Source organism: Micromonospora sp. NPDC048905 (assembly GCF_040649655.1).
GTDB lineage: Bacteria > Actinomycetota > Actinomycetes > Mycobacteriales > Micromonosporaceae > Micromonospora.
This window is the reverse complement of the sequence record NZ_JBEZFV010000015.1, coordinates 22,885-49,521: the sequence shown is the minus strand read 5'-3', so window position 1 is coordinate 49,521 and position 26,637 is coordinate 22,885. Positions and strand designations below refer to the sequence as shown.

Genomic DNA, 26,637 nt, shown 5'->3' with positions numbered 1-26,637 from the left:
GGGTCAGGACCGAAGTTCTTCCGAGGTACGCGGAAGGAAGGTCGTCATGAAGCAGATCGTCGAGATCGTCCCCGCCCGACGTGGCTGGTACGCCCGCTGGCAGCTCACACCCGAGGTCACCAGGTGTTACCCGGTGAGCCTGTGGGCCCTGCTGGAGGAGGCCGACGGGACCGGCCGTGAGGTCATCGGGATGGACTGCATCGGCCAGTGGCCCGGCGCGGACGACAACGAGGCGGGTGGGCAGTTCGTCCGCTACCTGTACCAGACGCCCGATTCGGGAGAGCCCGACGACGTCGATCCGGCCCCGACGGGCGAGCTGCGCGAGAACGGGCCTCGACTCCAGCCGATGACGACACCCTAGAGACATTCCTCCGGCCCCCGACCCCAGGTCCCAGGGTCGGGGGCCACCCCGGCTGCCCGGAGGTGGCCGCGAATCAGCCGATGGCGCGCAGGTCGTCGGTGGCGTGCTCCACCGTCAGCAACTCGGTCAGACCGGTGCGGTCCAGCATCCGTTGCAGTTGCGGGCCGGCCCCGGTCAGCCGGATCGCCCCGGCGGCGTGGTGCACCACCAGCAGCGCGCTGAGCCCGGAGGAGTCGCAGAGGCTCACGCCGGTCAGGTCGACCAGCACCTGCTGGTCGTCGCGCAGATCGGCGGCGGCGGCGATCAGCTCGGGCGCGGAGGCGTAGTCGAGCTCGCCAGTCAGCCGCAGTCGGACGTGCCCGGCGTCGAGCCGGGTGGTCTCGATGATCAACAGCTGGTCGGACATCCCACCATGTTCCCAGCCCGGTGGGCGAATGCAAATCGGGGGCCGGCGACACGCCCGCTCGCGCTCGCCCAGCCGCTGGTGGCGGCACCTCGCCAGCCACGCTGAGATGCCGCTTCGCGCGTCCCGGCGTAGGGTGGGCGGGAGAGTTTGGACCATGGACGCCGGTTCCGGTACGGGTTCGGGTGGACGACAAGGAGTGAGGCTCAGCTGGTGACTGCATCCGACGTCAGGGACTGGGACCCGGGCGACGGACGGGTCTTCACGCCGAGCACGACACAGTCTCCGGCGTGGAGCGCCGACATGTCGCCCCGCCCCGCCGCGGCCCCGCCGCCCCGATCCGCCCCGGGCCTACCGCCGACGGCCCTCGACCGCGATGACGCCGCGTCCGACTGGTTCGAGGTCGCCGAGCACCTCCGTGAGGGCCTGGTGGTCTGCGACGTCGACGGCGTCGTGCGGTACGTCAGCCCGGTGGCCGAGCGGTTGCTGCCCGGTGTGACGCCCGGCGAGCCGCTCAGCGCGGCCGGTGTGCCCGGCCTGAGTGAGGGCGACCCCGGCGGCTTCACCCATCGCGGACGTCGGCTGACCGCCCGCCAGGTGCCGCTCTCCGGCGGCCACTGCTGCTGGTACGTCGAGGACGTCACCGACCGTCTCGGCCGCGCCGACGCGCTGCTCGCCGAGCGGGCCCGCTCGACCTTCCTGGCCGTGGTCGGTGACAAGCTGGGCAACCCGCTGCACCCCGCCCGGGCCGCAGCCGCGATCGTCCGGCTCGCCGTGCCGACCCTGGCCGAGGTGGCTGTGCTGGTTCTCGCACCGCGCGCCGGTCGGGCCGGCTGGTGGCGGGCCGCGGGCACTCCCGACGAGCAGGCGTTGGTGGACAACGGTGTGCTGGCCGCCGGCGAGCTGCCCGCCGCCATCGCCGACGGGCTGACCGGGGTCGAGCCGCACGCCCTGGACTGGCTGGTCGAGCAGGCGGTCGACGCCGGCTGGCTGCCCGAGTTCGCCGGCGTCGCGACCGCGGCGCGGGTCGTCCCACTGCCGGGCCGGGACGCGCCTGTCGGTGTGCTGCTGGTCGCCCGTCGCGCCCCCGACTCGTACGACGAGGCCGACGCGGAGCTGATCCGCGCGTTCGCGGCCCGCGCCGGCGCGGCGATGACCACCGCGCTGCTCTACCGCGACCAGACGGAGGTCGCCGACACCCTCCAGGCCAGCCTGTTGCCGGTCGAGCCGGCCGAGGCCGCGGGCGTGCAGTGGGGCGCCGCGTACCGGCCCGCGCAGGCGGGGCTCCGCATCGGTGGCGACTTCTACGGATCGCACCGGCTCGCCGACGGCGGCTCGGTGTTCTTCCTCGGCGACGTGTCGGGCAAGGGGGTCGAGGCGGCCGTCTTCACCGGCCAGCTGCGCCAGTGCCTCCAGGCGCTGCACCGCTTGGAGTCGCACCCCGGGCGGTTGCTGCGGCTGCTCAACGACGCGTTGCTGGAGACGACCCAGGCGCACGGTCAGGGCCGCTTCGCCACGATCGTGCTCGGCCTGGCCCGTCCCCACCGCGACGGTGGCCTCACCCTGACCATGGCCGGCGGTGGGCATCTGCCGCCGCTGGTGCTGCGCGCCTCCGGCGAGGTGGAGTCGGTGCCGCTGCGCGGCATGCTGATCGGGGTCGTGCCCGACCCGCGCGTCGGCGAGGTGACCGTCCGGCTGGCACCGGGCGAGACCTGCCTGCTCTACAGCGACGGGGTGACCGAGGCCCGCGGTGGCCGCCGTGGCGACGAGCAGTTCGGCACCGAACGGCTGGTCGCCACGGTGACCGGCTGCCAACGGATGCCGGCGCCGGCCCTGGCCGAGCGGGTCGAGCAGGTCACCTGCGACTGGTTGGCGCAGGGCGATCACGACGACATCGCGGTGCTGGCGCTGCGGGCGGCCGGCCCGGGTGGGCGCGCGTCGCGGCACCTGCACTCGGTGCCCGCACCGGCCCTCTTCGAGCAGCGCGGCGAGGTCGAGGCGTGACCGCCGCCCCGGCCCGCTCCGACCAGCGCGGCGAAACCGCCGCCACCGACCCGGGCGACGCCTACGTCGGTTACCTGGACTGCCTCGCCGACGCCGACGAGGACGCCGCGATCGACCTGGCGATCGGCCTGCTCGACGCGGGAGTGCCCGCGGAGCGGGTGCTGCTCGACCTGGTCGCGCCCGCCCAGGCCGAGGTGGGTGAGCGGTGGGCGCGCAACGAGTGGAGCGTCGCCCAGGAGCACGCGGCCACCCACATCAGCGAGCGGGTGGTGGCGGCGGTCGCCACGCACGTCAACCCGCGCCCGACCGGCGGGCGGGTCGTCGTCGCGTGCATGGACGGCGAGTGGCACGCCCTGCCGCCCCGGCTGGTGGCCGAGGTGCTGCGGTTGCGGGGCTGGCAGGTGACGTTCCTGGGCGCCAGTGTGCCGGCGGCCCACCTCGTGTCGTACCTGCACCGTTATGACGCGCACGCGGTCGCGTTGGCGTGCGCGCTGCCGATGCGGCTGCCGCACGCCCACCGGATGATCGAGGCCTGCCGCCGCTCGGACGTGCCGGTGGTGGTTGGTGGGCGCGGGTTCGGTGCGGACGGCCGGTGGGCGCGTCGGCTCGGCGTGGCCTGGGCGCCGGACGCGCCCTCGGCGGCTGAGCTGATCTCCGACGAGCGGGCGTTGCGCAGGGTGCCGCCGGCGCGGCTGGGCCACCTGGCCGACGACGAGTACGCCAGCCTGGTGCGGCGTCGTGGCGAGCTGATCGACAGCGCGTTGGGCGACCTGCGGGAGCGGGTGCCGGCGACGCACACCTACACCGCCAGCCAGCTCGACTCCACGGTGAGCGACCTGGGTCACCTGGTGGATTTCCTGGCCGCGGCGGTCTACGTCGACGACGCCTCGTTGTTCATGGAGTTCGTCGAGTGGCTGGCGGGGATCCTGTCGAGTCGGGGGGTTCCCGGGTCGGCGCTCGCCCGGTCCCTGGAGCACTACGCCGGCACGTTGCGCGACTTCCCCCGGGCGGAGCGCATGGTGGCCCTGGGGCGCGCCGGGCTGCCCGCCGCCGACCGCTGAGGGTCCACCCGCCGACGTCGCTGTCGATCACCGCGCCCTACGGCCGATGCGCCGACCCTGCGTATACTTGCCGCACCGCAAATGTCCACCCGCGGGTGGAGCGAGGGGGAGAACGGTGACGTTCAGCGTCAGCTACGTCGAGCGCGACGGCGGTGGCGCCTGCCTGCGTCTGGCGGGTGAGCTGGACATGAGCACGTCCCCCGAGCTGACCGCCGCGATCGACCGGCTCACGGCCGCCGGCGAGTCCCGGGTGCTGCTCGACCTCACCGACCTCACCTTCTGCGATTCCACCGGGATGGCGGTGTTCGTCCGGGGGGACAATCAGGCTGCGGCCGACGGTGGTTGGCTCCGGCTCGTCGGCGCCAATGGTCGCGTCGAGCGGGTGTTGCGGATGACCGGTCTGGCCGACGTGTTGAGCTACGAACCGGAATCGGTCGACCCCGCGTCCCGCAGCGCCTCCTGATGGGCTAGATTTCCCCGCCAGCGCGGTGACCGTCAGGTCCCGTCCCCGCCGACCCGAGGCAGGTAGTGATGGGCGCAGACAGCCCGCAGCCGGTACGCATCCTGGTGGTCGACGACGACCCCGGTGACGTACTGATGATCGAGGAGGCGTTGGCGGACTCTGACGTCGACAAGGTCATCGACGTGGTCAGCGACGGCGAGGAGGCGATGGAGTTTCTCCGCGCCGAGGGCCGGCACGAGCAGGCCCGCCGGCCCGACGTGATCCTGTTGGACCTGAACATGCCCCGGATGGACGGCCGGCAGGTGCTCAGTGCGGTCAAGCAGGACGAGGATCTGCGGACCATCCCGATCGTGGTGTTGACCACGTCCAACGCCGACACCGACATCGTCGGCAGCTACACGTTGCAGGCCAACGCGTACGTCACCAAGCCGATCGACCTGGACGACTTCAACGACGTGGTCCGCCGCATCGACGAGTTCTTCGGCCGGGTGGTCGTGCTGCCCAAGCGCGCCTGACGCGCCCCCGTGCGCGCATGCTGAACATTTTTCCCGAACCCCCTCGGTCGTCACCGTCGCGGCCGAGGATCCAGAAGGGGAAGTAACAGCGGCTGCCTGGGGGGCGACGGGATGAGGTTCTCCATCGTTGAGACCGGTTACGACACGCGGCAGGTGGATTCCTGCCTGGACGAGTTGGGGATCCGGCTGTCCCGGCTCGCGGCGCGCGCCGAGGGGGCCGCCGACGCCTCCGGCGAGTGGGACGAGATCCGGCAGGAAGCGGCGTGGCTCAGCGGGCTCCTCCAGCGGTTGGACCTCGGCGACACCACCGTCACCCGGGACGCCTCCGCCGGGGAGCGACGGGCGGCCGCCGAGATCCTGGCCCAGGCCCGCGCCGAACTGGACGAGGCCCGCGCGGAGGCCCGACAGGTGCGCGAGCAGGCGTACGAGGAGGCGGTGCAGGCCCGGCGCGACTTCGAGGCGGCACTGTACGTCCGGCGGCGGCGCGAGGCGCAGGTGGACCAGCTCCTCGGTCAGGTGACCGAGGATCAGGTGCCCGCCGACACCCCGACCGCGGCTGCCGGCCTGGCGGGGCGCCGGGTGGGAGTCGGCGGGCTGGACGCGGGTGCGGAGCCGCCCTCGGGCCGTCGCTGAGAGCGGTCGGCGCGGAGTTGAGCTGTCGGCTCAGGTGGTGAGCGCCGCCGCGACGGTGGACGCCCGATCCTCGTGCTGGGCGTACGCGTCGGGGTAGGCGGAGATCTGCACGGCCTGGGCGGCGGCGGTCACGCTCATGTCCTGCCAGCCGGGGATCTCGTTCAGCGCGCTGTAGAAGGCCCGCGCGGCGTACGACGGGCGCATCAGCTCGGCCACCGTGCCCCAGCCGCTGCTGGGCCGTTGCTGGAACAACCCGAGCGAGTCGTGGTCGGAGCCGCTGCCCTGGTTCGGGTAGTCGGCCGACTCGGGGAGGACGTCGCTGGCCAGGTTGTAGAGGTTGCTCTCCTGCATCGCGGTGGCCAGGGCCACCACCAGGGCGCGACGCGGCATCTTCATGTCCCGGCCGACGTCCACGATGATCTTCGCGTTGTCCATCTGTGCCTGGTCGAGACCGGCCACCGGACGGGGTCGGCGGGGCTTGACCGGCTTCTTCGGCGCCTTGCGGGCGACGGTGGGCGCGGGGGTCGGCGTCGCCGTCGGGCTGGGCAGGACCCGCGCGGGGGCGAGCTCACGGTCCAGCGACCGGGAGGCGCGCTCGTCGGCGATGGCGGCGCGGTCGGCCACCGCCTCGGCGAGCGGCTCCACCGAGCGGGCAGACTCGTCGTCGTTGCCCCGGGCGGTGGCGACCGCGACGAGGCTGAGACAGCAGGTGACGCCGGTGGCCAGGGCTACCCGGATCGGGGTCGAGCCCAGCAGGGGCCGCCGGGGCGGTTCGGGGACGCGGTGCCGGCCGATCGTCCGTTCGGTTGATGCGACATCGCCCGATGGGGTGCTCGGATGCGCGTCGGTCAGCTTCTGGTCGGAGGGGTCGTCGGGATGCACCTGACGAGGTTAAAGACCCAATTGCTCGAATTCGCCGGCCCGTGGGGTGGCCTGCGCCACAATTTGCCCCGATCCGGGGGATTTCCAGGGGCGAAGGTAGTGCAAGGCCTACCAACCTCGCGGATCGGGCCAGACCGGCATTTCCGATTGGCTGGGCGAAGGCGGTCAATTGACCGAGTCGCCGTGTCGAAGCGTGCCGTCGAGGGGGCCTCACCTCTTCGGGTGAGCCCCCCTCGACGGAACGGGCCAGTCCGGTCTGCCCGCCCGGTCCGCAGGGATAGAGGTCTCCCCACGCGTCGCCTGACGTTGAATCGTCCGGCCAGACCTCAGTGTCGACCGTTCTCCGCCGGCGTGACGGTCAGCCGATGCCGGCTCGTGTCGCCGCTGGAGAACGGCCAGAGCCGGTCCGCGTACTCCACCAGGTCGGCCAGTTGATCTCGGCTCAGGCCGGCGGACGAGATCGAGGCGTGCACGTCGGCCCGGTACAGCCCGTCGTCGTCGCGCCCCAGCTTCGCCTCCGCCCGTACCTGCACGGTGTGCGCCTCGTTGGTGATCTCCCCGGCCGCCTCCACCGCCGCGTGATGCAGGCAGGACGCGAAGGCGGCGGCCAGCAACTGCTCTGGTCTCAGCCCCGTGCAGTGCGCCGCCAGCGGCGAGGCCAGCGGGGTGGAGAGCCCGCCATCGTCGGTGCGTACGTGACCGCCCTCGGCGGTCGCGGTGGCCTCACGCAGCCAGGAACTCTGATCCGGCATCGCGTTTCTCCCGTCGCTCGGCAGGTCGGCTACCCGGCCGCCGCCCGCCGAAACGCCCGTGCGCCTCCGGTCAGCGCCCGGAGGCCCCCTCCGGCTCGTCGAGCAGGACCACCGCCTCGGTCGCCTCGGTGGCGGCCCGTTCGGTCCACTCCGACGTCGGCACGGGCCGGCGGGCCGTCGGCATCGTCATCGGGACGTACACCCGGGCGTCCACGGCCTCGGCCAGCAGCAGCGCCGCGACCATGCTGCTCGGGCGCAGCGCGGGATCGTCGGCCAGGCAGGAGCGGCACAACTCGGCCACCTCCGGCGGCAGCCCGTCGATCTCGGGCAGCGGCTCCGGTGGCTGACAGCGGCGTACGCCGAGCAGTTCGTTGAGGGTGGCCGCGTGGTACGGCAGACGGGCGGTGAGGCTGTAGTAGAGCAGGACGCCGAGGGCGTACATGTCGGCGGCGGGGGTTGCCGGCGCCCGCTCCAACTGCTCGGGCGCGAGGTAGGCCGGGGTCCCCAACACCATCCCGGTCGGGGTCGGATCGGGTGCGCCGGCGGGGACGGCGATGCCGAAGTCGAGCACCTTCACGCCCGACGGGGTGAGCATGACGTTCGCGGGTTTGACGTCGCGGTGCACGATGCCCTCGGCGTGCGCGGCGGCCAGCGCCGCGGCGACCTCCGCGCAGACCCGTACCGCGATCCGCCAGTCCAGCGGCCCGGCCCGCAGGTGCGCGGCGAGCGTCTCGCCCTCGGCCAGCTCCATCACGATGTAGGGCACGGCACGGCCCGGCCAGGTGGAGGCGGTGCCGAAGTCGTGCACGCTCGCCACGTTCGGGTGCACCAGGCGGGCGGCCGACCGGGCCTCCGCGCGGATCCGGTCCACCGGGCCGCCCTGGCGGTGCCGGCCGTCCTGGTCGTCCGGGCCGGGGAGGATGAGCTTCACCGCGACCGGCCGGTCCAGCACCTGGTCGTGCGCCCGCCACACCTCCGACATCCCACCCACACCGATGCGCTGCTCGAGCTGATACCGCCCGTCCAGTGTGCGCATCGACCACTCCTCGCCCTCGCTCCGCCGACGGCGGGTGCTCCGATCGCGGTACCCGAGCGTCAAGCTGGGCAAACCGCAGCGGTGTTCGGGCGATCGGCGCTGCGCCGACGGTGGCGGGTGCGGTAGCTTGCGAGCCAGAGCCGGCGTCACCGATTGTGTCGGCACGGTCACCCGAGGGGGCGCCGCGATGAGCGAGGTCACCGTACGCTTCGTCGGCGGGCCCGCGGACGGCCTGGTCCGCCTGCTGCCGGCCGGGTCGGACGGCGCCCCACCGCAGCGCTGGATCATGCGGCACCCGGACGGCACCGGGCCGGTGCAGCCCGGCCCCGACCACCTCTACGAACGCGGCCAACCCGACGACGCGGGCGGTTGGAGCATGCGGTTCGTGCGCACCGACGCGTACGGGGTGTCCGAGTGACCACGAGGCGGGGCTGACGGTGGTGAGGCCGGCGTCCCGTCGGGTCGACCGCACAGCTGGCGCACAGCTCCCGCAGGGGCGTGGCACAGGCGTCGCGGCCACGATGGGACCCATGGGCACCAACGGGCAGGCCGCGCTGAGCCGGATCGAATTGCGTCGTCCCGACGGCGAGCCCGTCCGGGTGCTGGTGGTCGACGACGAGGCGACGCTCACCGACCTGCTGTCGATGGCGCTGCGCTACGAGGGCTGGCAGGTCCGCAGCGCCGGCGACGGCATGGCGGCGTTGAGCGCCGCCCGACAGTTCCAGCCGGACGCCGTGGTCCTCGACGTGATGCTGCCCGACCTGGACGGCTTCCAGGTGCTGCGCCGGCTGCGTGAGCACGCCCCCACCGTCCCGGTGCTCTTCCTGACCGCCCGCGACGCCGTCGAGGAACGCATCGCCGGCCTGACCGTCGGCGGCGACGACTACGTGACCAAGCCGTTCAGCCTGGAGGAGGTGATCGCCCGGCTGCGCGCGCTGCTGCGCCGCTCCGGCTTCGCCGTCGCCGCCCGGGAGGACGCGGTCCTCACCGTCGGTGACCTCAGCCTGGACGAGGACAGCCACGAGGTCCGCCGCGACGGCCAGCTGATCACCCTCACCGCAACCGAGTTCGAGCTGCTGCGGTACCTGATGCGCAACCCGCGTCGCGTGCTCAGCAAGGCGCAGATCCTCGATCGGGTGTGGCACTACGACTTCGGTGGCCAGGCCAACGTCGTGGAGCTGTACATCTCGTACCTGCGCAAGAAGATCGACGCCGGTCGCGCGCCGATGATCCACACGCTGCGCGGCGCCGGCTATGTCCTCAAGCCCGTCGAGTAGCCGCCACCCCCTGCGCGCCGTCCGCCGGTGGCTGGCCGGCCGCTCCCTGCGTACCCGACTGGTGTTTGCCCTTCTCGCGCTGCTGGCGGTGGTCAGCGTCGCCGTCGCCGGCCTGACCACCGTGGCGCTGCGGCACGTCCTGATCGACCGGCTGGACGCCGAGTTGGCGCCCGCCACGGTGATGCGGGGTGACCGCCCGGGACGGCCGGCGTTCCCGGGCAGCGGCCCGGCCATCCCACCCGGGTCCCCGTCCGGCACGGTGGTCGCCGAGATCACCGACGGCCGGGTGACGAGCGCCCGGACCCTGACCAAGAGCCCGTCGGGCGACGACCCGTTCCCCGACGAGCAGACCGTCGCAGTCGGGGAGGTCGCCGCACTGGCGGACCTGCCGGTCGACGCCACACCGCGCACCGTCGACCTGGGCGCCCGCGGCGACTACCGGGCCGTGGCCCGGCAGTACTGGGACGGCCGGGTACGCGTCGTCGCCGTCCCCCTGGCCGGGGTGCGGGAGACCGTCCAGCGGCAACTCGCCGCACAGGCCGCGGTGGTCGCCCTCGGGCTGCTCGTCGCGGGCGCCGCCGGGGCACTGATCGTGCGGGTCACGCTGCGCCCGCTCAGCCGGGTGGCCGCCACCGCCACCCGGGTCACCGAACTGCCCCTGGACCGCGGCGAGGTGGCACTCGCCGTCCGCGTCCCGACGGCGGACACCGATCCGCGTACCGAGGTCGGCCAGGTCGGCGCGGCGCTGAACCGGATGCTGGGCCACGTCGCCGACGCGCTGTCCGCGCGGCAGGCCAGCGAGACCCGGGTACGCCAGTTCGTCGCCGACGCCAGCCACGAGCTGCGTACGCCCCTCGCGGCGATCCGCGGCTACGCGGAGCTGGCCCGGCGCGGCCGCGACGAGGTTCCCGCCGACGTGGCGCACGCGCTGCGCCGGGTGGAGTCGGAGAGCACCCGGATGACCAGCCTCGTCGACGACCTGTTGCTGCTGGCCCGCCTCGACTCCGGTCGCCCGCTCGCGGCGGACCCGGTCGACCTGACCGCCCTGCTGGTGGACGCGGTCAGCGACGCGCACGTCGCCGGCCCCGACCACCGCTGGCAGCTCGGCCTGCCCGAGGTGGCGATCCGGGTGCCCGGCGACGCCGCGCGACTGCACCAGGTGGTGGCGAACCTGCTCGGCAACGCCCGGGTGCACACCCCGCCCGGCAGCACGGTGGTCACCACGTTGGCCGTCGACGCCGACAGCGCCGTGCTCACCGTCGCCGACGACGGACCCGGGGTGCCGCCGGAGCTGCGACCGGAGATGTTCGAACGGTTCGCCCGCGGCGACAGCTCCCGGTCCCGGGAGCACGGCAGCACCGGCCTCGGCCTGGCGATCGTGGCGGCCGTGGTGGAGGCCCACCACGGCACGGTCGCGGTGGACAGCCGCCCCGGCCGGACCGTGTTCACCGTCCGGTTGCCCGGTCCCAGCACGGACACCTGATCGGTCCGCGCGGACACCCGTGGGTCAGCCGCGCAGCACCTCGGCGAGGACCTCGACGACGCGTCGCGTGGAATGTCCGTCGGGGTCCTCGTCGGTGTTCAGGTCGGTCACGCTCATTCCGAGCAGCCGGTCGGCACGGGCCAGCGGGGTGACAAGCGCGATCAGGTCGGCCCAGCGCAACCCGTCCGGCTCGGGGTAGGTCACCGCGGGCAGATCGCGCGGGTCCACCACGTCCAGGTCGAGGTGCAGCCAGGCCGGCCCGTCGGAGTCGGTGGCCAGGCCCGCCCCGACCGTCGCAGCACCTCGGCGCAGCACCTCGGCGGCGTTCACCTGGCGGATCGCCGGGTCGATCCGGGCCGCCTCGACCCGGCTGCTCTCGTCGGTGGCCGGGCGGTGCCCGAGCAGACAGACGCGGCTCGGCGCGATCAGCGTGCCGTCCGGGCCGACGGCGGCGGCCGGGCCGTGCCCGGTGACCACCGAGAGGTCCATGTCGGCGGCCTCGCCGGTGGGGGAGGTCGCACCGTCGAGGAAGTCCGGGTGGGCGTCGACGAACCACAGCTCGGTTCCCGGCGGCAGGGAACGGCAGATGCCGGGCAGGATCGCACAGTCCCCGCCGAGCACCAGCGGTCGGTGGCCGTCCGCCAGGAGCGCGCCAACCCGCGCGGCGATCGCGCCACCGGCCCGGACCAGGCCCGCGGCACCGATCACCCCGCTGGCCGGGTCCCGGACCGGGTCGCGCAACCGGGCCTCGTCGATCTGCCCGTCGTCGTCGGCGGACAGGGCGTCGATCAGGCCGGCCCGGCGCAGCGCGGCGGGGGCCCGTTCCTCGCCGCGCCCAGCGCCGGAGGAGTCCAGCGGCGCGTCCACGATCATCCAGCGCACGTCCGCAGCGTACCGGTGCGGTCGGGCGTTTCGACCACATTCTGTGGCGAGGCTGGGAGTACGCCGATGTGCCCGCGACGGCGATGACGAGCGGCGTACGGTGTGGGACAAGTCCGGCTTTCTGGGTCAAAAGCCTCACCGGTATTGCGGCCGGGACGCCGGTGTCGAAACGGCGAGCGCAAGGAGCGATCGGTGATACATCTGGCCTACCTGGACGCGGGATCCGGCAGCCTGATCGTGCAGGCGGTCGTCGGCGGGGTGGCCGGCGCAGCGGTCGCCGCCAAGCTCTACTGGCGACGCCTCGTCGACCGGTTCCGCCGGCAACCGACCGACCAGCGGTGAGCGGACCGGTCCCGACGATGGCGATCTCACCCACCGAGGTACGACCCGAGCCGGCCTCCTTCCGCGACCCCGCCAACCGCGTCTTCCACGTCGGCGACGAGGTGCTGCGCGGGCTGGACCCGCAGGCCGCCGAGCACTGGCGTGCCCTCACCGGCAGCACGTTCTTCCCGGCCCTGGTCGCCGCCCGCAAGGTCTGCGCCACCGAGGACGCCCCGTCGACACTGGTGCCCGCCGCGACCGGCGCGCCGTGGGCCGCCGTGCTGCGCCACGAGCGCATCCCGTTCGTCTCCCACCCGTACGAGTGGTCGTTCGGCATGCTGCGCGACGCCGCCCTGCTGCACCTGGAGATTCTGCACGCCGCGCTCACCGACGGCTTCACCACCAAGGACGGGTCGGCGTACAACCTGCAGTGGCGCGGCGCCGAGCCGGTCTTCATCGACATCGGCTCCTTCGAGCCGGTCCACGACGGCGAGCCGTGGGCCGGTTACCGGCAGTTCTGCCAGACCGTGCTCTACCCGCTGATGCTCACCGCCCACCTGGGCGTCGACTTCCAGCCCTGGCTGCGCGCCCGGGTCGACGGCATCGAGGCCGACGAACTACGGCCCCTGTTCGGCGGGACCCGTCGGCTGCGCCCCGGCGTGCTGACGCACGTGCACCTGCACGGCGCCATGCAGCGCCGCAACGCCGCCGCCAGCACCACCGACGTCCGCGACCAGCTCCGGGCCGCCGGCTTCTCCCGGGAGTTGCTGCTGGCCACGGTACGCGGCATGCGGAAACTGGTCCGCAAGCTGGACCATCGTCCGGCGGAGACCCACTGGTCGGACTACCAGCAGACCTGCGGCTACTCGGCCCGCGACCGCGTGGCGAAGGAACAGTTCGTCGCCGCCGCGGTGGCCGCCGGCGCCCGCCCCCGCCTGGTGCTCGACCTCGGCGCCAACGACGGCCGGTACTCCCGACTGGCCGCCGGGCACGCCGACTACGTGGTCGCCGTCGAGCAGGACCCGGCGGTGGTCGACCAGTTGTACCGGACCCTGCGCGCCGAGGGGCAACGGCGCATCCTGCCGCTGGTGCTGGACCTCGCCGACCCGTCGCCCGGCGGCGGCTGGCGGGGCGTCGAGCGGGCCGGCTTCGCCGAACGGGCGTCCGCCGACGTGGTGCTCGCCCTGGCCGTGGTGCACCACCTGGCGATCGGGCGCAACGTGCCGCTGCCGGAGGTCGTCGACTGGCTGACCGGGCTGACCGCGCCCGGCGGCGCGGTCGTGGTGGAGTTCGTCGACCCGCAGGACCCGATGGCGACCCGACTGCTCGCCAACAAACCCGCCGGCCTCTTCCCGGACTACCGACGCGACACGTTCGAGGCGTTGCTCGCCGCCCGGGGCCGGATCACCGACCGGCTGGAACTGCCCTCGGGCACCCGCACGCTCTACCGGACGGTGGTGGGTGGCTGACCCGGCCGCCCACCCACCAGCCCCGGACGCCCGGTCGCGACCGGCCGCCACCCGCTGGTACCGGGGCTGGCGGGGCGAGCTGGGCCGGCTGCTGGAGGTGGTCGCCCTGGTCGGGCTGGTCGTCACCCAGCCCCTACTGGACGTACTCGGGCGCAGCCCCGACTTCTTCCTGTTCCACCGTGCCGACCCGGCCCAGATCCTGCTGCTGACCGCCCTGGTCGCGGTGCTGCCCACGACTGCGGTGGCCCTGCTCGGCGCGCTCAGTCGACTGGCCGGCCGGACCGCCCGCGCCCTCACCCACACCGGCCTGGTCGGGCTGCTGCTCGCCGCCCTCGCCGTGCAGGTGGGCCGGCACGTGACGCCGCTTCGGGGCGTACCCCTGCTGCTGGTGGCCGTGCTGGCCGGTGCCGGCGGCGCGGCCGCGCACCGGCGGTGGCGGGCGCCGGGCCGGGCGCTGCGACTGGCCGCCGCCGGGCCGGTGGCGTTCGTGGCGCTGTTCCTGCTCGTCTCACCCACCTCGGCGGTGGTGCTGCCGCGCGGCGACGGCGGCGCGGCCGGCACCGCGCAGGGCACCGGCGTACACCCGCCGGTGGTCATGCTGATCCTCGACGAACTGCCGCTGGTCAGCCTGCTCGGGACGGACGGACGGATCGACGCCACGCGGTACCCGCACTTCGCCGAGCTGGCCGCCGGCTCGACCTGGTACCGCAACGCCACCGGGGTCAGCGGCTGGACGCCCAACGCGCTGCCCGCCATGCTCACCGGCCGGTACCCGGCGAAGCCCGTCGCCCCGCACTACTCGCAGTACCCGGACAACATCTTCACCGCCTTCGGCGGCCTGTACGACATCCGCGCCGAGGAGAGCATCACCCGACTGTGCCCGCCCAGTCGCTGCGAACAGGCGGTCGCCCCCGAACAGGGGCTCGGCGTGCTGGCCCGGCAGACCGGCAGGCTGCTCGGCCAGCTCGCCGGGCCGACGGAGAGCGCCGTCGACCCGGAGGACTCCTACCGGGAGCAGACCCGGGCCGAGGCCGGCCTGGACGCCGCCGAGCCGGTGCCGGCCGACCCGACGTTCCGCTGGGACAGCCTGGACGACAACCAACCGGCCCGGTTCACCACCTTCCTGGCCGGGCTGAAACCGACGTCCCGGCCCACCCTGCACTTCCTGCACCTGCTGATGCCGCACTCACCGTGGGCCTACCTGCCCTCCGGGGCGCGCTACGACGCCCCCGAGGACCTGCCCAACGACGGCGCCGGCTGGATCGACCTCGCCCGGCAACGCCACCTCGCCCAACTCGGCTACACCGACCGGCTGATCGGCGAGACCCTGCGGACGCTGCGCGCCAGCGGCCTCTACGACCAGGCCCTCGTCGTGGTCACCGCCGACCACGGCGTCAGCTTCCGCCCCGGCGCGCAGGGCCGGGGCATGGACGCGATCAAGGCCGCCGCCGGTGAGGTCGCCTGGGTGCCGACGTTCGTCAAGGAGCCGCGGCAGCGGACCGGGCGGGTGGACGACCGCAACTGGGAACACGTCGACCTGCTGCCGACCGTCGCCGACGAGGCCAACCTCCGGCTGCCCTGGCCGGTCGACGGCCGCTCCGCCCGGCAGGCCCCCCGCGCCGACGGCACGAAACACTTCTACGACCGCCCGGGCGTTCCGGTCACCTTCCCCGGCGGGGTGCCCGCCCCACCGCCGCCGCCGACACCGCACCCCCTGGTCGGCACCGAGGTGCGCGCCGGACCGGCCGGCGGCAACGCCCGGGTGGCCGACCTGGCCGCGTTCACGGCCATGGACCCGGACACCGGCACCCTCCCGGCGCTCGTCTGGGGCGACGTCCCGGACCGGATCCCGGACGGCACGCTGCTGGCGGTGGCCGTCAACGGCCGGATCGGGGCGGTCGTCCCGGTGGTGCCGCCCGACCCCGGCGGTCGTCGGTTCGCCGCGTTGCTCACCGACGACAAGCTGTTCCACGCCGGTAGCAACCAGCTCGACGTCTACCAGGTCGCGACGGACGGTACGCTGCGACGCCTCGCACTGTCCTGAACCGGTCGTCCCGCCCACCGGGAAGCCGGGTTTCCCGGTGGCCCGGTCGGGAATCGGGTGACGCATACCTCACCGCCGAACCACGGCGGGCGTTGTCCCCCGAGCCGCAATTACGGTAGAAGCGAAGGCAATTCAACGTAGATCTGCCGGCGAAGCGAGGAACCACATGACGGAAGTCAAGCTCGATCACCCCGGTGGGCAGCTGTCGATGCCGGTACACCCAGCGGTCGACGGCCCCGCCGGTATCGGGGTGAGCAAGCTGCTGAAGGAAACCGGGATGACGACATACGACCCCGGTTTCGTCAACACCGCGGCCGCCTCATCGGCGATCACCTACATCGACGGCGACGCGGGGATCCTGCGGTACCGGGGATACCCGATCGAGCAGCTGGCCGAGAAGTCCTCCTTCCTGGAGGTCTCGTACCTGCTCATCTACGGTGAGCTGCCGACCGAGCAGCAGCTGACCGAGTTCACCGAGTGGATCCGGCGGCACTCGCTGCTGCACGAGGAGATGCGCCGCTTCTTCGACGGCTTCCCCCGGGACGCCCACCCGATGGCGGTGCTGTCGTCCGCGGTGAGCGCCCTGTCGACGTTCTACCAGGACAGCCTGGACCCGTTCGACTCCGAGCACGTGGAGATCTCCACGGTCCGGCTGATGGCGAAGGTCCCCACCATCGCCTCGTACGCGTACAAGAAGTCCATCGGGCAGCCGCTGCTGTACCCGGACAACTCGCTGGGGTACGTGGACAACCTGCTGCGGATGACCTTCGGCGTGCCGGCGGAGCCGTACGAGGTCGACCCGGTGATGTCGAAGGTGCTGGACATGCTGTTCGTCCTGCACGCCGACCACGAGCAGAACTGCTCCACCTCGACCGTCCGCCTGGTCGGCTCCAGCAACGCCAACCTGTTCGCCTCGGTCTCCGCCGGCGTGAACGCGCTGTTCGGCCCGCTGCACGGCGGTGCCAACCAGGCGGTGCTGGAGATGCTCCAGAAGATCCACGCCGGCGACGACGACGTCCGCTCCTTCGTCCGCAAGGTGAAGAACAAGGAGGACGGCGTCAAGCTGATGGGCTTCGGCCACCGGGTCTACAAGAACTACGACCCGCGGGCGGCGATCGTCAAGAAGGCCGCGCAGGACGTGCTGGGCCGGATGGCCAAGCCCGACCCGCTGCTGGACATCGCCATGGAGCTGGAGGAGATCGCCCTCGCCGACGACTTCTTCGTCTCCCGTCGGCTCTACCCGAACGTGGACTTCTACACCGGCCTGATCTACAAGGCCATGGGCTTCCCGACGAAGATGTTCACGGTGCTCTTCGCGCTCGGCCGGCTCCCCGGCTGGATCGCCCAGTGGCGCGAGATGATCAGCGACCCGGAGACCAAGATCGGCCGTCCTCGGCAGGTCTACGTCGGCGCGCCCGAGCGGGACTACGTCCCCTTCGCCGAGCGCTGACACCCGCTCCTCGCTTCACCAGCAGGCCGTCGACCCCTTTCGGGTCGGCGGCCTGCCGCTTTCCCCGGCGTTGGCTGCCCGACCGTGGTCGGCCGTCCGTCGGCGGGGCTCGCGCGTGATCGACTCGGCTTTCGTGGTGCCGGGGCGTCAGAAGGCGGAGATGTCCTGTGCGCGCTCGCTGCGGCTCAGGGCGCTGATCAACGCGGACTGACCACGGCGGCGTACGGCCAGGCGCACCAGCAGGTCGCGCACCGGATCGAAGACCTCCGCGGGAAAAACTGGCGTGGGTACGCCGACGCTCACCGCCAGGTCGTCGGAGTGGACCACGATCTCCAACTGGCGGGTGAGCAGGAAGTCGTTGCGGCGCAGCGCCCAGCCCTGCCACGGGATCGGCACGACGTCACGAGCGCCACCTCCGGAGAGCAGGTGATCCACTTCCTTCAAGGCGAGGACGGATCGGGCGCGCAGGCGGGCCAGGCCCTGTGCGGCTTCGGCTTCGTCGGGACCCGCGGCCACCGACTCCTCGTCCGGAGAGCCCTCGGTGACCCAGGCGGCCCGCTCGTAGTGGCCGTCGGCCGACTCCAGCAGAGGCAGGTCGGTCGACATTGGCAGCAGGTGCGCCGCGTGTACCGTCTGCCGTCCCAGGTGGCACGCCAGGGCCCCCACGGACAGGTGCGGCAGCGCGCTCGGACGCGACCACCGCTCGGACACCTCGGGGCGCCGGATCAGGTCCAGCGCGATCGAGGCGGCGACCGGAAAACTGGCATCCAGGGCGTCGACAGGGCGAGACATTCGCACATTCTGACAGGCGCCGGCCGGTCGGGCTGGCGTGCGCCGACCGGCCGGTGCCGAGCGGCGCGGTGCCGGCTGGCGCGGCGTGATCGACTCGGCTTCCGGGAAGTCGGGGTGTCGCGGGCGCTGGGACACCCCGACTTCAAGGAAATCGAGTCGATCAAGCGCCGGGCCGTCGATCACGCGCAAACGGGCCAGGCCGCCGATCACGTAGCGTCAGCGCAGGCCGGCGGCGGCGAGCAGGTTGCCCTCGGGCAGCGCCGGAAGCGCCCGGCCCTGGGACATGCGCTGCTCGGCGCGTTGGGCGGTGAACGCGGCGTCGCTGGCGATGGCGGCGGCGTAGCTGGCGGCGGTGCGCTGGGCGATCGCCGACCAGCCGTACTGGTCGTGGACCATCCGGCGGGCACGGCGGGCCATGACGCGGGAGCGGTCGGGGTCGGACAGCAGCGCGCCGATCGCGTCGGTGAGTCCGTCGGGGTCGTGCGGGCGGAAGGTCATCCCGGTCACGCCCGGCTCGACGATCTCGCCGAGGCCACCGGTGGCGGCGACGGCCAGCGGTGCGCCGGCTGCCGCGCCCTCCAGGGCCACCATGCCGAACGGCTCGTAGATGCTCGGCACGGCGAAGCAGTCGGACGCGGCCATCAACGCCGGCAGGTCGGTGCCGCCCAGGAAGCCCGGCATGGTGACCATCCCGCCGAGGCCGCGGCGGTGCACCTCGGCCTCCAACTCGGCGCGGTACGGGCCGTCGCCGGCGATCACGGCGCGCAGCCCGGGGTGCCGCTCGCGCAGCCGGGGCAGCGCGGCGATCAGGTGCTGGACGCCCTTCTCGTAGACGAGGCGGCCGGCGAAGGTGATGAGCGGGCCGTCCCCGGCGAACCGGGCGCGGGCGGCGGCCACCGCGCGGGCCGGCACCCGCCAGCGGTGCGGCTCCACGCCGTTGGCGACCACGTCGACCCGGGCGGTCGGTACGTCGAACAGGGCGTTCACCTCGTCGCGCATGTACCCGGAGCAGACGATCACCCGGCCCGACTCACTGGTGAGCCACTGCTCGACGCCGTGGATGGTGCGGTTCATCTCCTCCGGCAGCCAGCCCTGGTGCCGCCCGGCCTCGGTGGCGTGGATCGTGCTGACCAGCGGGATGTCCAGGTGGTCGCGCAATGTCATCGCGGTGTGGGCGACGAGCCAGTCGTGGGCGTGGATGACGTCGTAGGCGCCGGCCTGGGTGGCACGCAGCGCGGTGCGGGTGAGGGTGTGGTTGAAGGCCATGGTCCAGGCCAGCAGCGAGTCGGTGGCCAGGGGGAAGGCGACCGGGTCCTCGGGGGCGCGCAGGACGCGGACGCCGTCGGCGTACTCCTCCATGGGAGCGCCCTCGGTGTGGCGGGTGACGACGGTGACCTCGTGGCCGGCGGCGGCGAGGGCGACGGAGAGCGCGTGCACGTGCCGGCCGAGGCCGCCGACGAGCACCGGCGGGTATTCCCAGGACAGCATCAGGATGCGCTGGGTCTGCGGGGGCACCCCGGCGCCGGGCTGCGCCGGCACGGCCGCGCCGGGCTGCGCGGTGAGACCGGGCTGCGCGGTGTGACCGGGCTGGGTCGGGAGCGGGGACCGGGAGGTCAGGGTGGGCCGGTGGGCCCGGTCCTTGGTGGCTGTGTGCTGCTCGTCGACCCGCAGGATCACATCAATCTCCGTCCATGCATGGTGGTACGCCGGCGTCAGTGGCGGCGGAGTGAGGTGTAAGGGGTGGCCGAGTGGCCTGGCGGAACACGCGCGAACGCTTGTCCCCGGTCAAGGAAAGTGCATCGGGCCCGAGAACGCACCTCGAAAAGGGTCATCGTGACGGAGGACACCTGAGGGTGTTGCCCGCATCAGACGGGTGGTTTTCCGTCACCGCCTGAAAGGATGGATTGGCGCTGCCGGGCGGGGGGCAATACCTGCGTGCGCGCGGGCATGCGTCGGCCGGTGCGGGCACAACCATGGTCTAAGGAGCAACATGCAGGTCTGGCCGGGCGAGCGGTACCCCCTGGGCGCCACCTACGACGGGATGGGCACCAACTTCGCCATCTTCTCCGAGGTGGCCGACAGGATCGAGCTCTGCCTTTTCGACGAGTGGGACACCGGCGCGGAGCGCCGCGTCGAGCTGCGTGAGGTGGACGCCTACGTGTGGCACGCGTACCTGCCGGGCATCGAGCCGGGGCAGCGCTACGGCTACCGGGTGCACGGCCCGTACGACCCGGCCAACGGGCTGCGCTGTAACCCGCACAAGCTGCTGCTCGACCCGTACGCGAAGGCCATCGACGGTGACGTCCAGTGGGACCCGGCGGTCTACGACTACGACATGGCCGAGCCGGAGAAGATGAACGAGGCCGACTCGGCGCCGTTCATGCCGAAGTCGGTGGTGGTCAACCCGTACTTCGACTGGGGCAACGACAAGCCGCCGCGCACCCCTTACCACCACTCGGTGATCTACGAGGCGCACGTGCGCGGGCTGACCATGCGCCACCCGGACATCCCGGAGGAGCTGCGCGGCACGTACGCGGGCATCGCCTCCCCGCCGATGATCGACTATCTGACCCGGCTCGGGGTGACGGCGATCGAGCTGATGCCGGTGCACCAGTTCATCCACGACAACCGCCTCAGCGACCTCGGGCTGCGTAACTACTGGGGTTACAACACCATCGGGTTCTTCGCCCCGCACCACGGCTACTCGGCGCTGGGCCGCACCGGCCAGCAGGTGCAGGAGTTCCGGGGCATGGTCAAGGCACTGCACGCGGCCGGCATCGAGGTCATCCTCGACGTGGTCTACAACCACACCGCCGAGGGCAACCACCTCGGCCCGACGCTGAGCTTCAAGGGCGTGGATGCCCCCAGCTACTACCGGCTCAGCGAGGAGGACCGCCGCTACTTCGTCGACTACACCGGCACCGGCAACAGCCTCAACGTGCGCAGCCCGCACTCCCTGCAACTGATCATGGATTCGCTGCGCTACTGGGTGACCGAGATGCACGTCGACGGTTTCCGCTTCGACCTCGCGGCCACCCTGGCCCGCGAGTTCTACGAGGTGGACCGGCTCTCCACGTTCTTCGAGGTGGTGCAGCAGGACCCGGTGGTCAGCCAGGTGAAGCTGATCGCCGAACCGTGGGACGTCGGCCCCGGCGGCTACCAGGTGGGCAACTTCCCGCCGCTGTGGACGGAGTGGAACGGCAAGTACCGCGACACCGTGCGGGACTTCTGGCGCGGCGAGCCGGCGACCCTCGCCGAGTTCGCGTCGCGGATCTCCGGCTCCGCCGACCTCTACCAGGACGACGGCCGCCGCCCGTTCCACAGCATCAACTTCGTCACCGTGCACGACGGGTTCACCCTCAACGACCTGGTGTCGTACAACGACAAGCACAACGAGGCCAACGGCGAGGACAACCGCGACGGCGAGAGCCACAACCGCTCCTGGAACTGCGGCGTCGAGGGCGACACCGACGACGAGGCGGTGCTCGCCCTGCGCGCCAAGCAGCGGCGCAACTTCCTGGCCACCCTGATGCTGTCACAGGGCGTGCCGATGATCGGCCACGGCGACGAGTTGGGCCGCACCCAGCACGGCAACAACAACGTCTACTGCCAGGACAGCGAGCTAGCCTGGGTCGACTGGGACAACGTCGACGAGCAGTTGCTGGAGTTCGTCCAGACGTTGACCGCGTTCCGCAAACGCCACCAGGTGTTCCGCCGTCGCCGGTTCTTCACCGGCCTGCCGGTGGGCGGGCGCGGCAGCGACGAGCCGCTGCCCGACCTGGCCTGGCACACCCCGGACGGGCGGGAGATGACCGGCGACGACTGGGGTAACGACTTCGGCCGTTCGGTGGCGCTGTTCGTCAACGGCGAGGGCATCCGCGAGCGCGGCCAGTACGGCCAGAAACACCACGACGCCTCGTTCCTGCTCTGCTTCAACGCCCACGACGCGCCGCTGGACTTCACCATGCCCGGTTCCGAATACGGCCAGAAGTGGGAACGGGTGATCAGCACGGCCGAACCCGAGCCGGGCGACGCCACGGTGATCAGCGCGGGCGGCACCATCCGGGTGCCGGACCGCTCCCTCGTCGTGCTGGAGAGGACGATCTGACATGCCGGCCACCCCTCCGCAGGCCACCTACCGCGTCCAGGTCCGCCCCGGCTTCGACCTGGACGCCACCGCCGCGATCCTCGGCTACCTCGCCGACCTGGGCGTGAGCCACCTCTACACCGCCCCGCTGCTGACCGCCACCCCCGGTTCGCAGCACGGCTACGACGTGGTCGACCACCGGGCGGTCAACCCGGAGCTGGGCGGCGAGGCCGCCCGGCAGCGACTGCTGGGCGCGCTGCGCGACAGGCAGCTCGGCCTGGTCGTCGACATCGTGCCCAACCACGCCGGTGTCGCCGTGCCGCCGGCAAACCCGGCCTGGTGGGACGTGCTGCGCCGGGGGCGCGACTCGTCGTACGCCGACTGGTTCGACATCGACTGGGACCGAGGCCGGCTGCTGCTGCCGGTGCTCGCCGACGACCCGGCCGCCCTGGACGACCTCAAGGTGGTCGACGACGAGCTGCGCTACCACGAGCACCGCTTCCCGATCGCCGACGGCACCGGCCACGGCACCGCCCGGGAGGTGCACGACCGGCAGCGCTACGAGCTGGTCTCCTGGCGGCGCGGTGACGCCGAGCTGACGTACCGCCGGTTCTTCGCCATCGCGGGCCTGGCCGGTCTGCGGGTGGAGGACCCGGCGGTGTTCGCCGCCACCCACGAGCTGATCCTGCGCTGGGCCGCCGCCGGCGAGGTCGACGGCATCCGCGTCGACCACCCGGACGGCCTGCGCGACCCGGGCGGCTACCTGACCCGGTTGCGGGCCGCCGCACCGGACGCCTGGCTCGTGGTGGAGAAGATCCTGGAGTACGGCGAGGAGCTGCCGGACTGGCCGGTGGACGGCACCACCGGCTACGAGGCGCTGGCCGCGGTCGGTGGGCTGTTCGTCGACACCGACGCCGAGGGTGACTTCACGGTGCTGGACACCCAGCTCGTCGGGCGCCGCACCTCCTGGGAGGACCTCACCCACGCCACCAAGCTGGCCGCCGCCACCGGGCTGCTGGCCGCCGAGCTGACCAGGCTGGCCGCGCTCGCCCCCGAGGTGCCCACCGAGCAGGCCCGAATGGCGCTCGCCGAGCTGGCCGCCGCGTTCGAGGTCTACCGGGGCTACCCGCCGCACGGTGCCCGGCACCTCGCCGCCGCCCGCTCCGAGGCCGGCCGCCGCCGCCCCGACCTGGCCGGCGCCCTGGACGCGATCACCCGCCGACTGCGCGACCCCGCCGACGAGCTGGCGCAACGGTTCCCGCAGCTCACCGGCGCGGTGATGGCCAAGGGCGTGGAGGACACCGCGTTCTACCGGTGGACCCGGTTCGTGGCGCTCAACGAGGTCGGCGACAGCCCCGCCCACTTCGGGGTGCCGCCGGCGGAGTTCCACCGCTTCGCCGCCGCCCAGCAGGTCCGCTGGCCCGCCACCATGACCACCATCTCGACCCACGACACCAAACGCGGCGAGGACGTCCGCGCCCGCCTCGCCGTGCTCAGCGAGCTGCCGGGCCGCTGGGCCGAGCAGGTCAAGACCTGGATGGAGTACGCGCCGCTGCCCGACCCGGCGTTCGCCCACCTGCTCTGGCAGACCGCCGTCGGCGCGTGGCCGATCGAACGGGAACGGCTGCACGCGTACGCCGAGAAGGCCGCCCGGGAGGCCGCGGCCTCGACCAGTTGGGCGGACCCCGACCCGGCCTTCGAGCAGGCCATGCACGCGGTCATCGACCGGATGTACGACGACCCGAGCCTGCACGACGAGCTGACCGAACTCGCCGCCGCCATCACCCCCGCCGGCTGGAGCAACTCCCTCGGGCAGAAACTCGTGCAACTGACCATGCCCGGCGTCCCGGACACCTACCAGGGCACCGAGCTGTGGGACAACTCCCTCGTCGACCCGGACAATCGGCGCCCGGTCGACTTCGACGTACGCCGAGAGCTGCTGGCACGCCTCGACGCCGGCTGGCGTCCCCCGATCGACACCGACGGAGCGGCGAAGCTGCTCGTCGTGTCGCGGACCCTGCGGCTGCGGCGGGCGCACCCGGAGCTGTTCACCGGCTACCGGCCGGTGCCGGCGCACGGGCGGCTGGGCCGGCACGCGGTGGCGTTCGACCGGGGCGGCGCGATCACCGTCGCCACCCGCCTGCCGCTGGGCCTGGCCCGCGCCGGCGGCTGGTGCGACACGGCCCTGTCACTTCCCGTTCACGAGATGAAGGACCTGTTCACCGGCCGGGTCTACAGTGGTGGGGAGACCCCTCTGGACGACCTTCTGTCCGACTATCCCGTCGCACTGCTGGCTCCACCCACCGCTGCCGTGGAGGCTGCGTCATGACCGAATTCTCCGTGTGGGCACCGGACGCCACCCGCGTGCGGCTGCGCCTGACCGGTGACGCCGACCACGAGATGCGCGCCGCCGCCGACGGCTGGTGGCGCGTCGACGTCCCCAACGCCGGCCTCGACTACTCCTTTCTGCTGAACGACGACGAGACCCCGCTGCCCGACCCCCGGTCACCGTGGCAGCCTGCTGGTGTGCACGGTCCCAGCCGCCGCTACGACCACTCGGCCTTCGCGTGGTCCGACACCTCGTGGACCGGCCGGCAACTGCCCGGCAGCATCCTCTACGAGCTGCACATCGGCACCTTCACCCCGGAAGGCACCTTCGACGCGGCCATCGACCGCCTCGACCACCTGGTGTCGCTGGGCGTCGACCTGATCGAGCTGCTCCCGGTCAACGCCTTCAACGGCGAACACAACTGGGGGTACGACGGCGTCTGCTGGTACGCCCCCCACCAGCCCTACGGAGGCCCCGACGGCCTGAAACGGTTCGTCGACGCCGCCCACGCCAAGGGGTTGGGGGTGATCCTCGACGTTGTCTACAACCATTTCGGGCCCTCCGGGGCCTACGCGCCGCAGTTCGGCCCCTACCTGGCCGAGCAGAGCAACAGTTGGGGCCGCTCGATCAACCTGGACGGCCCGCACTCCGACGAGGTACGCCGCTACATCATCGACAGCGTGCTCATGTGGCTGCGCGACTACCACGTCGACGGCCTGCGCCTGGACGCCGTGCACGCCCTGCCCGACTCGCGGGCGGTGCCCATCCTGGAAGAGCTGACTCTCGCCGTCGAGTCGCTGTCGACGCATCTGGGGCGGCCGTTGTCGCTGATCGCCGAATCCGACCTCAACGATCCGCGGCTCATCACGCCTCGGGAGGCGGGCGGGTTCGGGCTGCACGCGCAGTGGAACGACGACGCGCACCACGCGCTGCACACGTTGCTGACGGGGGAGCGGCAGGGGTACTACGGGGACTTCGGCTCCTTGGAGACGCTGTCTGACGTGCTGACGGGTGGGTTCTTCCACGCGGGGACCTGGTCGAGCTTCCGTAACCGTCATCATGGGCGGCCTCTGGATTCCCGCGTCCCGGGTCATCGGCTCGTGGCGTACTTGCAGAACCACGATCAGATCGGGAATCGGGCTACCGGGGATCGGATCTCGGCTTCGCTGTCGCCTTCGCTGCTCCGTGTTGGGGCTACGTTGCTGTTGACGGCTCCGTTCACTCCCATGCTGTTCATGGGGGAGGAGTGGGCTGCCTCTACGCCTTGGCAGTTCTTCACCTCGCATCCGGAGCCGGAGTTGGCGTCTGCGGTGCGGACCGGGCGGCGGCGGGAGTTCGCGGCGCACGGGTGGCCGGAGGGGGACGTGCCGGATCCGCAGGACCCGGAGACGTTCGTGCGGTCGCGGTTGGACTGGGCGGAGCTGGACAAGCCTGAGCATGCTTCGATGCTGGCCTTCTACCAGCGGTTGATTGGGCTGCGGCGGTCTTGCCCTGATCTGTCGGATCCTCGGTTGCACGCGGTGTCTGTGCAGCATGGGGACCAGTTTTTGGTGATGCGGCGGGGGGACACGCTGGTTGTCGCCAACCTGGCTGGGCGGGGGCAGGGGGTGTCGCTGCCTGGGGTGGCTCGGCGGGTGCTGCTGGCTACGGGGGAGGGGGTCACCGTGATGCGGGACCGGATCCAGTTGCCGGCGGAGACTGCGGCGATCGTGGCGCTGTGAGCACCGCGGGGAGTGAACGGTAGGTGCCGCACGGACAACCGTGCGCACCGTGCGTAGGCAGATCTGCCTAGCCTTTGGTCGGACCAGCCCGAGCCGGCGGCGGGGATCTGCGAGTCGCAGAGCATCAGAGCACCGACATTGACCTGCATTTATTACGCCGGCATGATAGGCGGCTGGAACCGGTTCATCATCTCGACACTTTCGCCTGTCGGTCGCCGCCGTCAAAGTGCTGACCGCCCCGTGGTGGGACGGCGGCGGCGCGAAGTGCGACGAGCTCGTCGCCTACACCACCAGCTTGATGCGGCATGTCTTCGCCGACGCCGGCTTCGCCGGCCAGCTCGGTCAACTATGGCAGCGTCCTGCCCCGCGCCACGCTCGCGAATCGTCGCAACCTACCGGTCATTAAACACGGCCTTCACCTGCGGGGCTCGGTTGTTGGGGTCCACCCTGGGTTGGCTCACTGCCCTCCACCGTGCGGCCGGCGACTACGAAACCTATCTAGGCACATTAAGGCCATGATCCGCTCGGCTCGCATTGGCGACCTACTGCACTACTCAACCGACGGGCACCTGCCCGCAGCGCATACCTCAGATACTGAAGCAACGTCGGATATCCGACTAACGCTCATGTGAAACCCCTTCCTGAAGGGCGAGTTTCGCAGATGACGGTATT

Annotated in this window: 24 protein-coding genes; 16 read left to right on the top strand and 8 right to left on the bottom strand. The window is 72.3% G+C overall.

The features are described 5' to 3' along the window. Positions 1-46 precede the first annotated feature (46 nt). Positions 47-361 (top strand): hypothetical protein, encoded by a 315-nt coding sequence (locus tag AB0C01_RS29075; protein ID WP_357572640.1) that lies wholly within the window; start codon positions 47-49, stop codon positions 359-361. 73 nt (positions 362-434) lie between these two features. On the opposite strand, the gene AB0C01_RS29070 is transcribed toward AB0C01_RS29075, so the two are convergent. Continuing rightward, positions 435-767 (bottom strand): STAS domain-containing protein, encoded by a 333-nt coding sequence (locus AB0C01_RS29070; protein ID WP_357572639.1) that lies wholly within the window; start codon positions 765-767, stop codon positions 435-437. A gap of 210 nt (positions 768-977) precedes the next feature. On the opposite strand from AB0C01_RS29070, the gene AB0C01_RS29065 reads away from it, so the two are divergent. From AB0C01_RS29065 to AB0C01_RS29045, 5 genes are all read left to right on the top strand, one after another. After that, a complete protein-coding gene (locus AB0C01_RS29065) occupies positions 978-2,768 on the top strand; it encodes a PP2C family protein-serine/threonine phosphatase (protein ID WP_357572638.1) in 1,791 nt (596 codons plus the stop codon). Further along, positions 2,765-3,829, top strand: a complete 1,065-nt coding sequence (locus tag AB0C01_RS29060; protein ID WP_357572637.1) for a cobalamin B12-binding domain-containing protein — start codon at positions 2,765-2,767, stop codon at positions 3,827-3,829. The genes AB0C01_RS29065 and AB0C01_RS29060 overlap by 4 nt, the downstream gene beginning before the upstream one ends. Before the next feature lie 115 nt (positions 3,830-3,944). Beyond that, positions 3,945-4,292 (top strand): STAS domain-containing protein, encoded by a 348-nt coding sequence (locus AB0C01_RS29055; protein ID WP_357572636.1) that lies wholly within the window; start codon positions 3,945-3,947, stop codon positions 4,290-4,292. Positions 4,293-4,360: 68 nt separating this feature from the next. Then, the gene (locus AB0C01_RS29050; RefSeq protein WP_357239103.1) at positions 4,361-4,807 is read left to right on the top strand and encodes a response regulator; all 447 of its coding nucleotides are present in this window, start codon (positions 4,361-4,363) and stop codon (positions 4,805-4,807) included. A gap of 111 nt (positions 4,808-4,918) precedes the next feature. Beyond that, on the top strand, positions 4,919-5,440 hold the full coding sequence (locus AB0C01_RS29045) for an ATPase (protein WP_357572635.1): 522 nt from the start codon (positions 4,919-4,921) through the stop codon (positions 5,438-5,440). 30 nt (positions 5,441-5,470) lie between these two features. On the opposite strand, the gene AB0C01_RS29040 is transcribed toward AB0C01_RS29045, so the two are convergent. The 3 genes from AB0C01_RS29040 to AB0C01_RS29030 form a co-directional block, all read right to left on the bottom strand. Next, on the bottom strand, positions 5,471-6,322 hold the full coding sequence (locus AB0C01_RS29040) for a hypothetical protein (RefSeq protein WP_357239098.1): 852 nt from the start codon (positions 6,320-6,322) through the stop codon (positions 5,471-5,473). Between the two features lie 326 nt (positions 6,323-6,648). After that, positions 6,649-7,074: an OsmC family protein gene (locus AB0C01_RS29035; protein ID WP_357239095.1), complete on the bottom strand. Its 426-nt coding sequence runs from the start codon at positions 7,072-7,074 to the stop codon at positions 6,649-6,651. A 70-nt stretch (positions 7,075-7,144) separates the two neighbouring features. Further along, a complete protein-coding gene (locus AB0C01_RS29030) occupies positions 7,145-8,110 on the bottom strand; it encodes a serine/threonine-protein kinase (RefSeq protein ID WP_357572634.1) in 966 nt (321 codons plus the stop codon). 187 nt (positions 8,111-8,297) lie between these two features. On the opposite strand from AB0C01_RS29030, the gene AB0C01_RS29025 reads away from it, so the two are divergent. The 3 genes from AB0C01_RS29025 (at position 8,298) to AB0C01_RS29015 (ending at position 10,870) form a co-directional block, all read left to right on the top strand. After that, on the top strand, positions 8,298-8,528 hold the full coding sequence (locus AB0C01_RS29025) for a hypothetical protein (RefSeq protein WP_357239088.1): 231 nt from the start codon (positions 8,298-8,300) through the stop codon (positions 8,526-8,528). A gap of 112 nt (positions 8,529-8,640) precedes the next feature. After that, the gene (locus tag AB0C01_RS29020; protein WP_357239085.1) at positions 8,641-9,387 is read left to right on the top strand and encodes a response regulator transcription factor; all 747 of its coding nucleotides are present in this window, start codon (positions 8,641-8,643) and stop codon (positions 9,385-9,387) included. 31 nt (positions 9,388-9,418) lie between these two features. Then, positions 9,419-10,870, top strand: a complete 1,452-nt coding sequence (locus tag AB0C01_RS29015) for a HAMP domain-containing sensor histidine kinase (protein ID WP_357240631.1) — start codon at positions 9,419-9,421, stop codon at positions 10,868-10,870. Positions 10,871-10,894: 24 nt separating this feature from the next. On the opposite strand, the gene AB0C01_RS29010 is transcribed toward AB0C01_RS29015, so the two are convergent. Further along, positions 10,895-11,743 (bottom strand): arginase family protein, encoded by an 849-nt coding sequence (locus AB0C01_RS29010; protein WP_357572690.1) that lies wholly within the window; start codon positions 11,741-11,743, stop codon positions 10,895-10,897. 201 nt (positions 11,744-11,944) lie between these two features. On the opposite strand from AB0C01_RS29010, the gene AB0C01_RS29005 reads away from it, so the two are divergent. From AB0C01_RS29005 to AB0C01_RS28990, 4 genes are all read left to right on the top strand, one after another. Then, entirely contained in the window at positions 11,945-12,094 is a 150-nt protein-coding gene (locus AB0C01_RS29005) for a hypothetical protein (RefSeq protein ID WP_007459587.1), read from the top strand. A gap of 17 nt (positions 12,095-12,111) precedes the next feature. Beyond that, positions 12,112-13,542 carry a class I SAM-dependent methyltransferase gene (locus tag AB0C01_RS29000; protein WP_357572689.1) on the top strand — a complete coding sequence of 477 codons (1,431 nt, stop codon included), beginning with the start codon at positions 12,112-12,114 and terminating at the stop codon, positions 13,540-13,542. Then, positions 13,535-15,586 (top strand): sulfatase-like hydrolase/transferase, encoded by a 2,052-nt coding sequence (locus tag AB0C01_RS28995; RefSeq protein WP_357239082.1) that lies wholly within the window; start codon positions 13,535-13,537, stop codon positions 15,584-15,586. The genes AB0C01_RS29000 and AB0C01_RS28995 overlap by 8 nt, the downstream gene beginning before the upstream one ends. Positions 15,587-15,752: 166 nt before the next feature. Continuing rightward, positions 15,753-17,036, top strand: coding sequence for a citrate synthase (locus tag AB0C01_RS28990; RefSeq protein WP_357239079.1), 1,284 nt, complete (start codon positions 15,753-15,755; stop codon positions 17,034-17,036). Between the two features lie 147 nt (positions 17,037-17,183). Here AB0C01_RS28990 and AB0C01_RS28985 read toward each other — a convergent pair whose 3' ends face one another. Both AB0C01_RS28985 and AB0C01_RS28980 read right to left on the bottom strand, forming a co-directional pair. Further along, the gene (locus tag AB0C01_RS28985) at positions 17,184-17,828 is read right to left on the bottom strand and encodes a hypothetical protein (protein WP_357572633.1); all 645 of its coding nucleotides are present in this window, start codon (positions 17,826-17,828) and stop codon (positions 17,184-17,186) included. Positions 17,829-18,044: 216 nt separating this feature from the next. Further along, the gene (locus AB0C01_RS28980) at positions 18,045-19,316 is read right to left on the bottom strand and encodes a glycosyltransferase family 4 protein (protein ID WP_357572687.1); all 1,272 of its coding nucleotides are present in this window, start codon (positions 19,314-19,316) and stop codon (positions 18,045-18,047) included. A gap of 502 nt (positions 19,317-19,818) precedes the next feature. Here AB0C01_RS28980 and glgX point away from each other — a divergent pair. From glgX to treZ, 3 genes are read left to right on the top strand one after another with little or no spacing between them, the layout of a single operon-like run. Beyond that, positions 19,819-21,936 (top strand): glycogen debranching protein GlgX, encoded by a 2,118-nt coding sequence (gene glgX, locus AB0C01_RS28975; RefSeq protein WP_357572632.1) that lies wholly within the window; start codon positions 19,819-19,821, stop codon positions 21,934-21,936. Position 21,937: 1 nt separating this feature from the next. Next, positions 21,938-24,244: a malto-oligosyltrehalose synthase gene (gene treY / locus AB0C01_RS28970; protein ID WP_357572631.1), complete on the top strand. Its 2,307-nt coding sequence runs from the start codon at positions 21,938-21,940 to the stop codon at positions 24,242-24,244. Next, entirely contained in the window at positions 24,241-25,965 is a 1,725-nt protein-coding gene (treZ, locus tag AB0C01_RS28965) for a malto-oligosyltrehalose trehalohydrolase (RefSeq protein ID WP_357572630.1), read from the top strand. Before treY ends, treZ begins: the two co-directional genes overlap by 4 nt. A gap of 187 nt (positions 25,966-26,152) precedes the next feature. Here treZ and AB0C01_RS28960 read toward each other — a convergent pair whose 3' ends face one another. Continuing rightward, positions 26,153-26,311: a hypothetical protein gene (locus AB0C01_RS28960; protein WP_357572629.1), complete on the bottom strand. Its 159-nt coding sequence runs from the start codon at positions 26,309-26,311 to the stop codon at positions 26,153-26,155. Positions 26,312-26,637: the final 326 nt, after the last annotated feature.

What these genes read in the sequence shown, in the direction of transcription:
- AB0C01_RS29075 (WP_357572640.1), top strand. Translation starts at nt 47, where the DNA reads ATGAAGCAGATCGTCGAGATCGTCCCCGCCCGACGTGGCTGGTACGCC.
- AB0C01_RS29070 (WP_357572639.1), bottom strand. Translation starts at nt 767, where the DNA reads ATGTCCGACCAGCTGTTGATCATCGAGACCACCCGGCTCGACGCCGGG.
- AB0C01_RS29050 (WP_357239103.1), top strand. Translation starts at nt 4,361, where the DNA reads ATGGGCGCAGACAGCCCGCAGCCGGTACGCATCCTGGTGGTCGACGAC.
- AB0C01_RS29045 (WP_357572635.1), top strand. Translation starts at nt 4,919, where the DNA reads ATGAGGTTCTCCATCGTTGAGACCGGTTACGACACGCGGCAGGTGGAT.
- AB0C01_RS29035 (WP_357239095.1), bottom strand. Translation starts at nt 7,074, where the DNA reads ATGCCGGATCAGAGTTCCTGGCTGCGTGAGGCCACCGCGACCGCCGAG.
- AB0C01_RS29030 (WP_357572634.1), bottom strand. Translation starts at nt 8,110, where the DNA reads ATGCGCACACTGGACGGGCGGTATCAGCTCGAGCAGCGCATCGGTGTG.
- AB0C01_RS29025 (WP_357239088.1), top strand. Translation starts at nt 8,298, where the DNA reads ATGAGCGAGGTCACCGTACGCTTCGTCGGCGGGCCCGCGGACGGCCTG.
- AB0C01_RS29020 (WP_357239085.1), top strand. Translation starts at nt 8,641, where the DNA reads ATGGGCACCAACGGGCAGGCCGCGCTGAGCCGGATCGAATTGCGTCGT.
- AB0C01_RS29010 (WP_357572690.1), bottom strand. Translation starts at nt 11,743, where the DNA reads ATGATCGTGGACGCGCCGCTGGACTCCTCCGGCGCTGGGCGCGGCGAG.
- AB0C01_RS29000 (WP_357572689.1), top strand. Translation starts at nt 12,112, where the DNA reads ATGGCGATCTCACCCACCGAGGTACGACCCGAGCCGGCCTCCTTCCGC.
- AB0C01_RS28990 (WP_357239079.1), top strand. Translation starts at nt 15,753, where the DNA reads ATGACGGAAGTCAAGCTCGATCACCCCGGTGGGCAGCTGTCGATGCCG.
- AB0C01_RS28985 (WP_357572633.1), bottom strand. Translation starts at nt 17,828, where the DNA reads ATGTCTCGCCCTGTCGACGCCCTGGATGCCAGTTTTCCGGTCGCCGCC.
- AB0C01_RS28980 (WP_357572687.1), bottom strand. Translation starts at nt 19,316, where the DNA reads ATGCTGTCCTGGGAATACCCGCCGGTGCTCGTCGGCGGCCTCGGCCGG.
- glgX (WP_357572632.1), top strand. Translation starts at nt 19,819, where the DNA reads ATGCAGGTCTGGCCGGGCGAGCGGTACCCCCTGGGCGCCACCTACGAC.
- treY (WP_357572631.1), top strand. Translation starts at nt 21,938, where the DNA reads ATGCCGGCCACCCCTCCGCAGGCCACCTACCGCGTCCAGGTCCGCCCC.
- treZ (WP_357572630.1), top strand. Translation starts at nt 24,241, where the DNA reads ATGACCGAATTCTCCGTGTGGGCACCGGACGCCACCCGCGTGCGGCTG.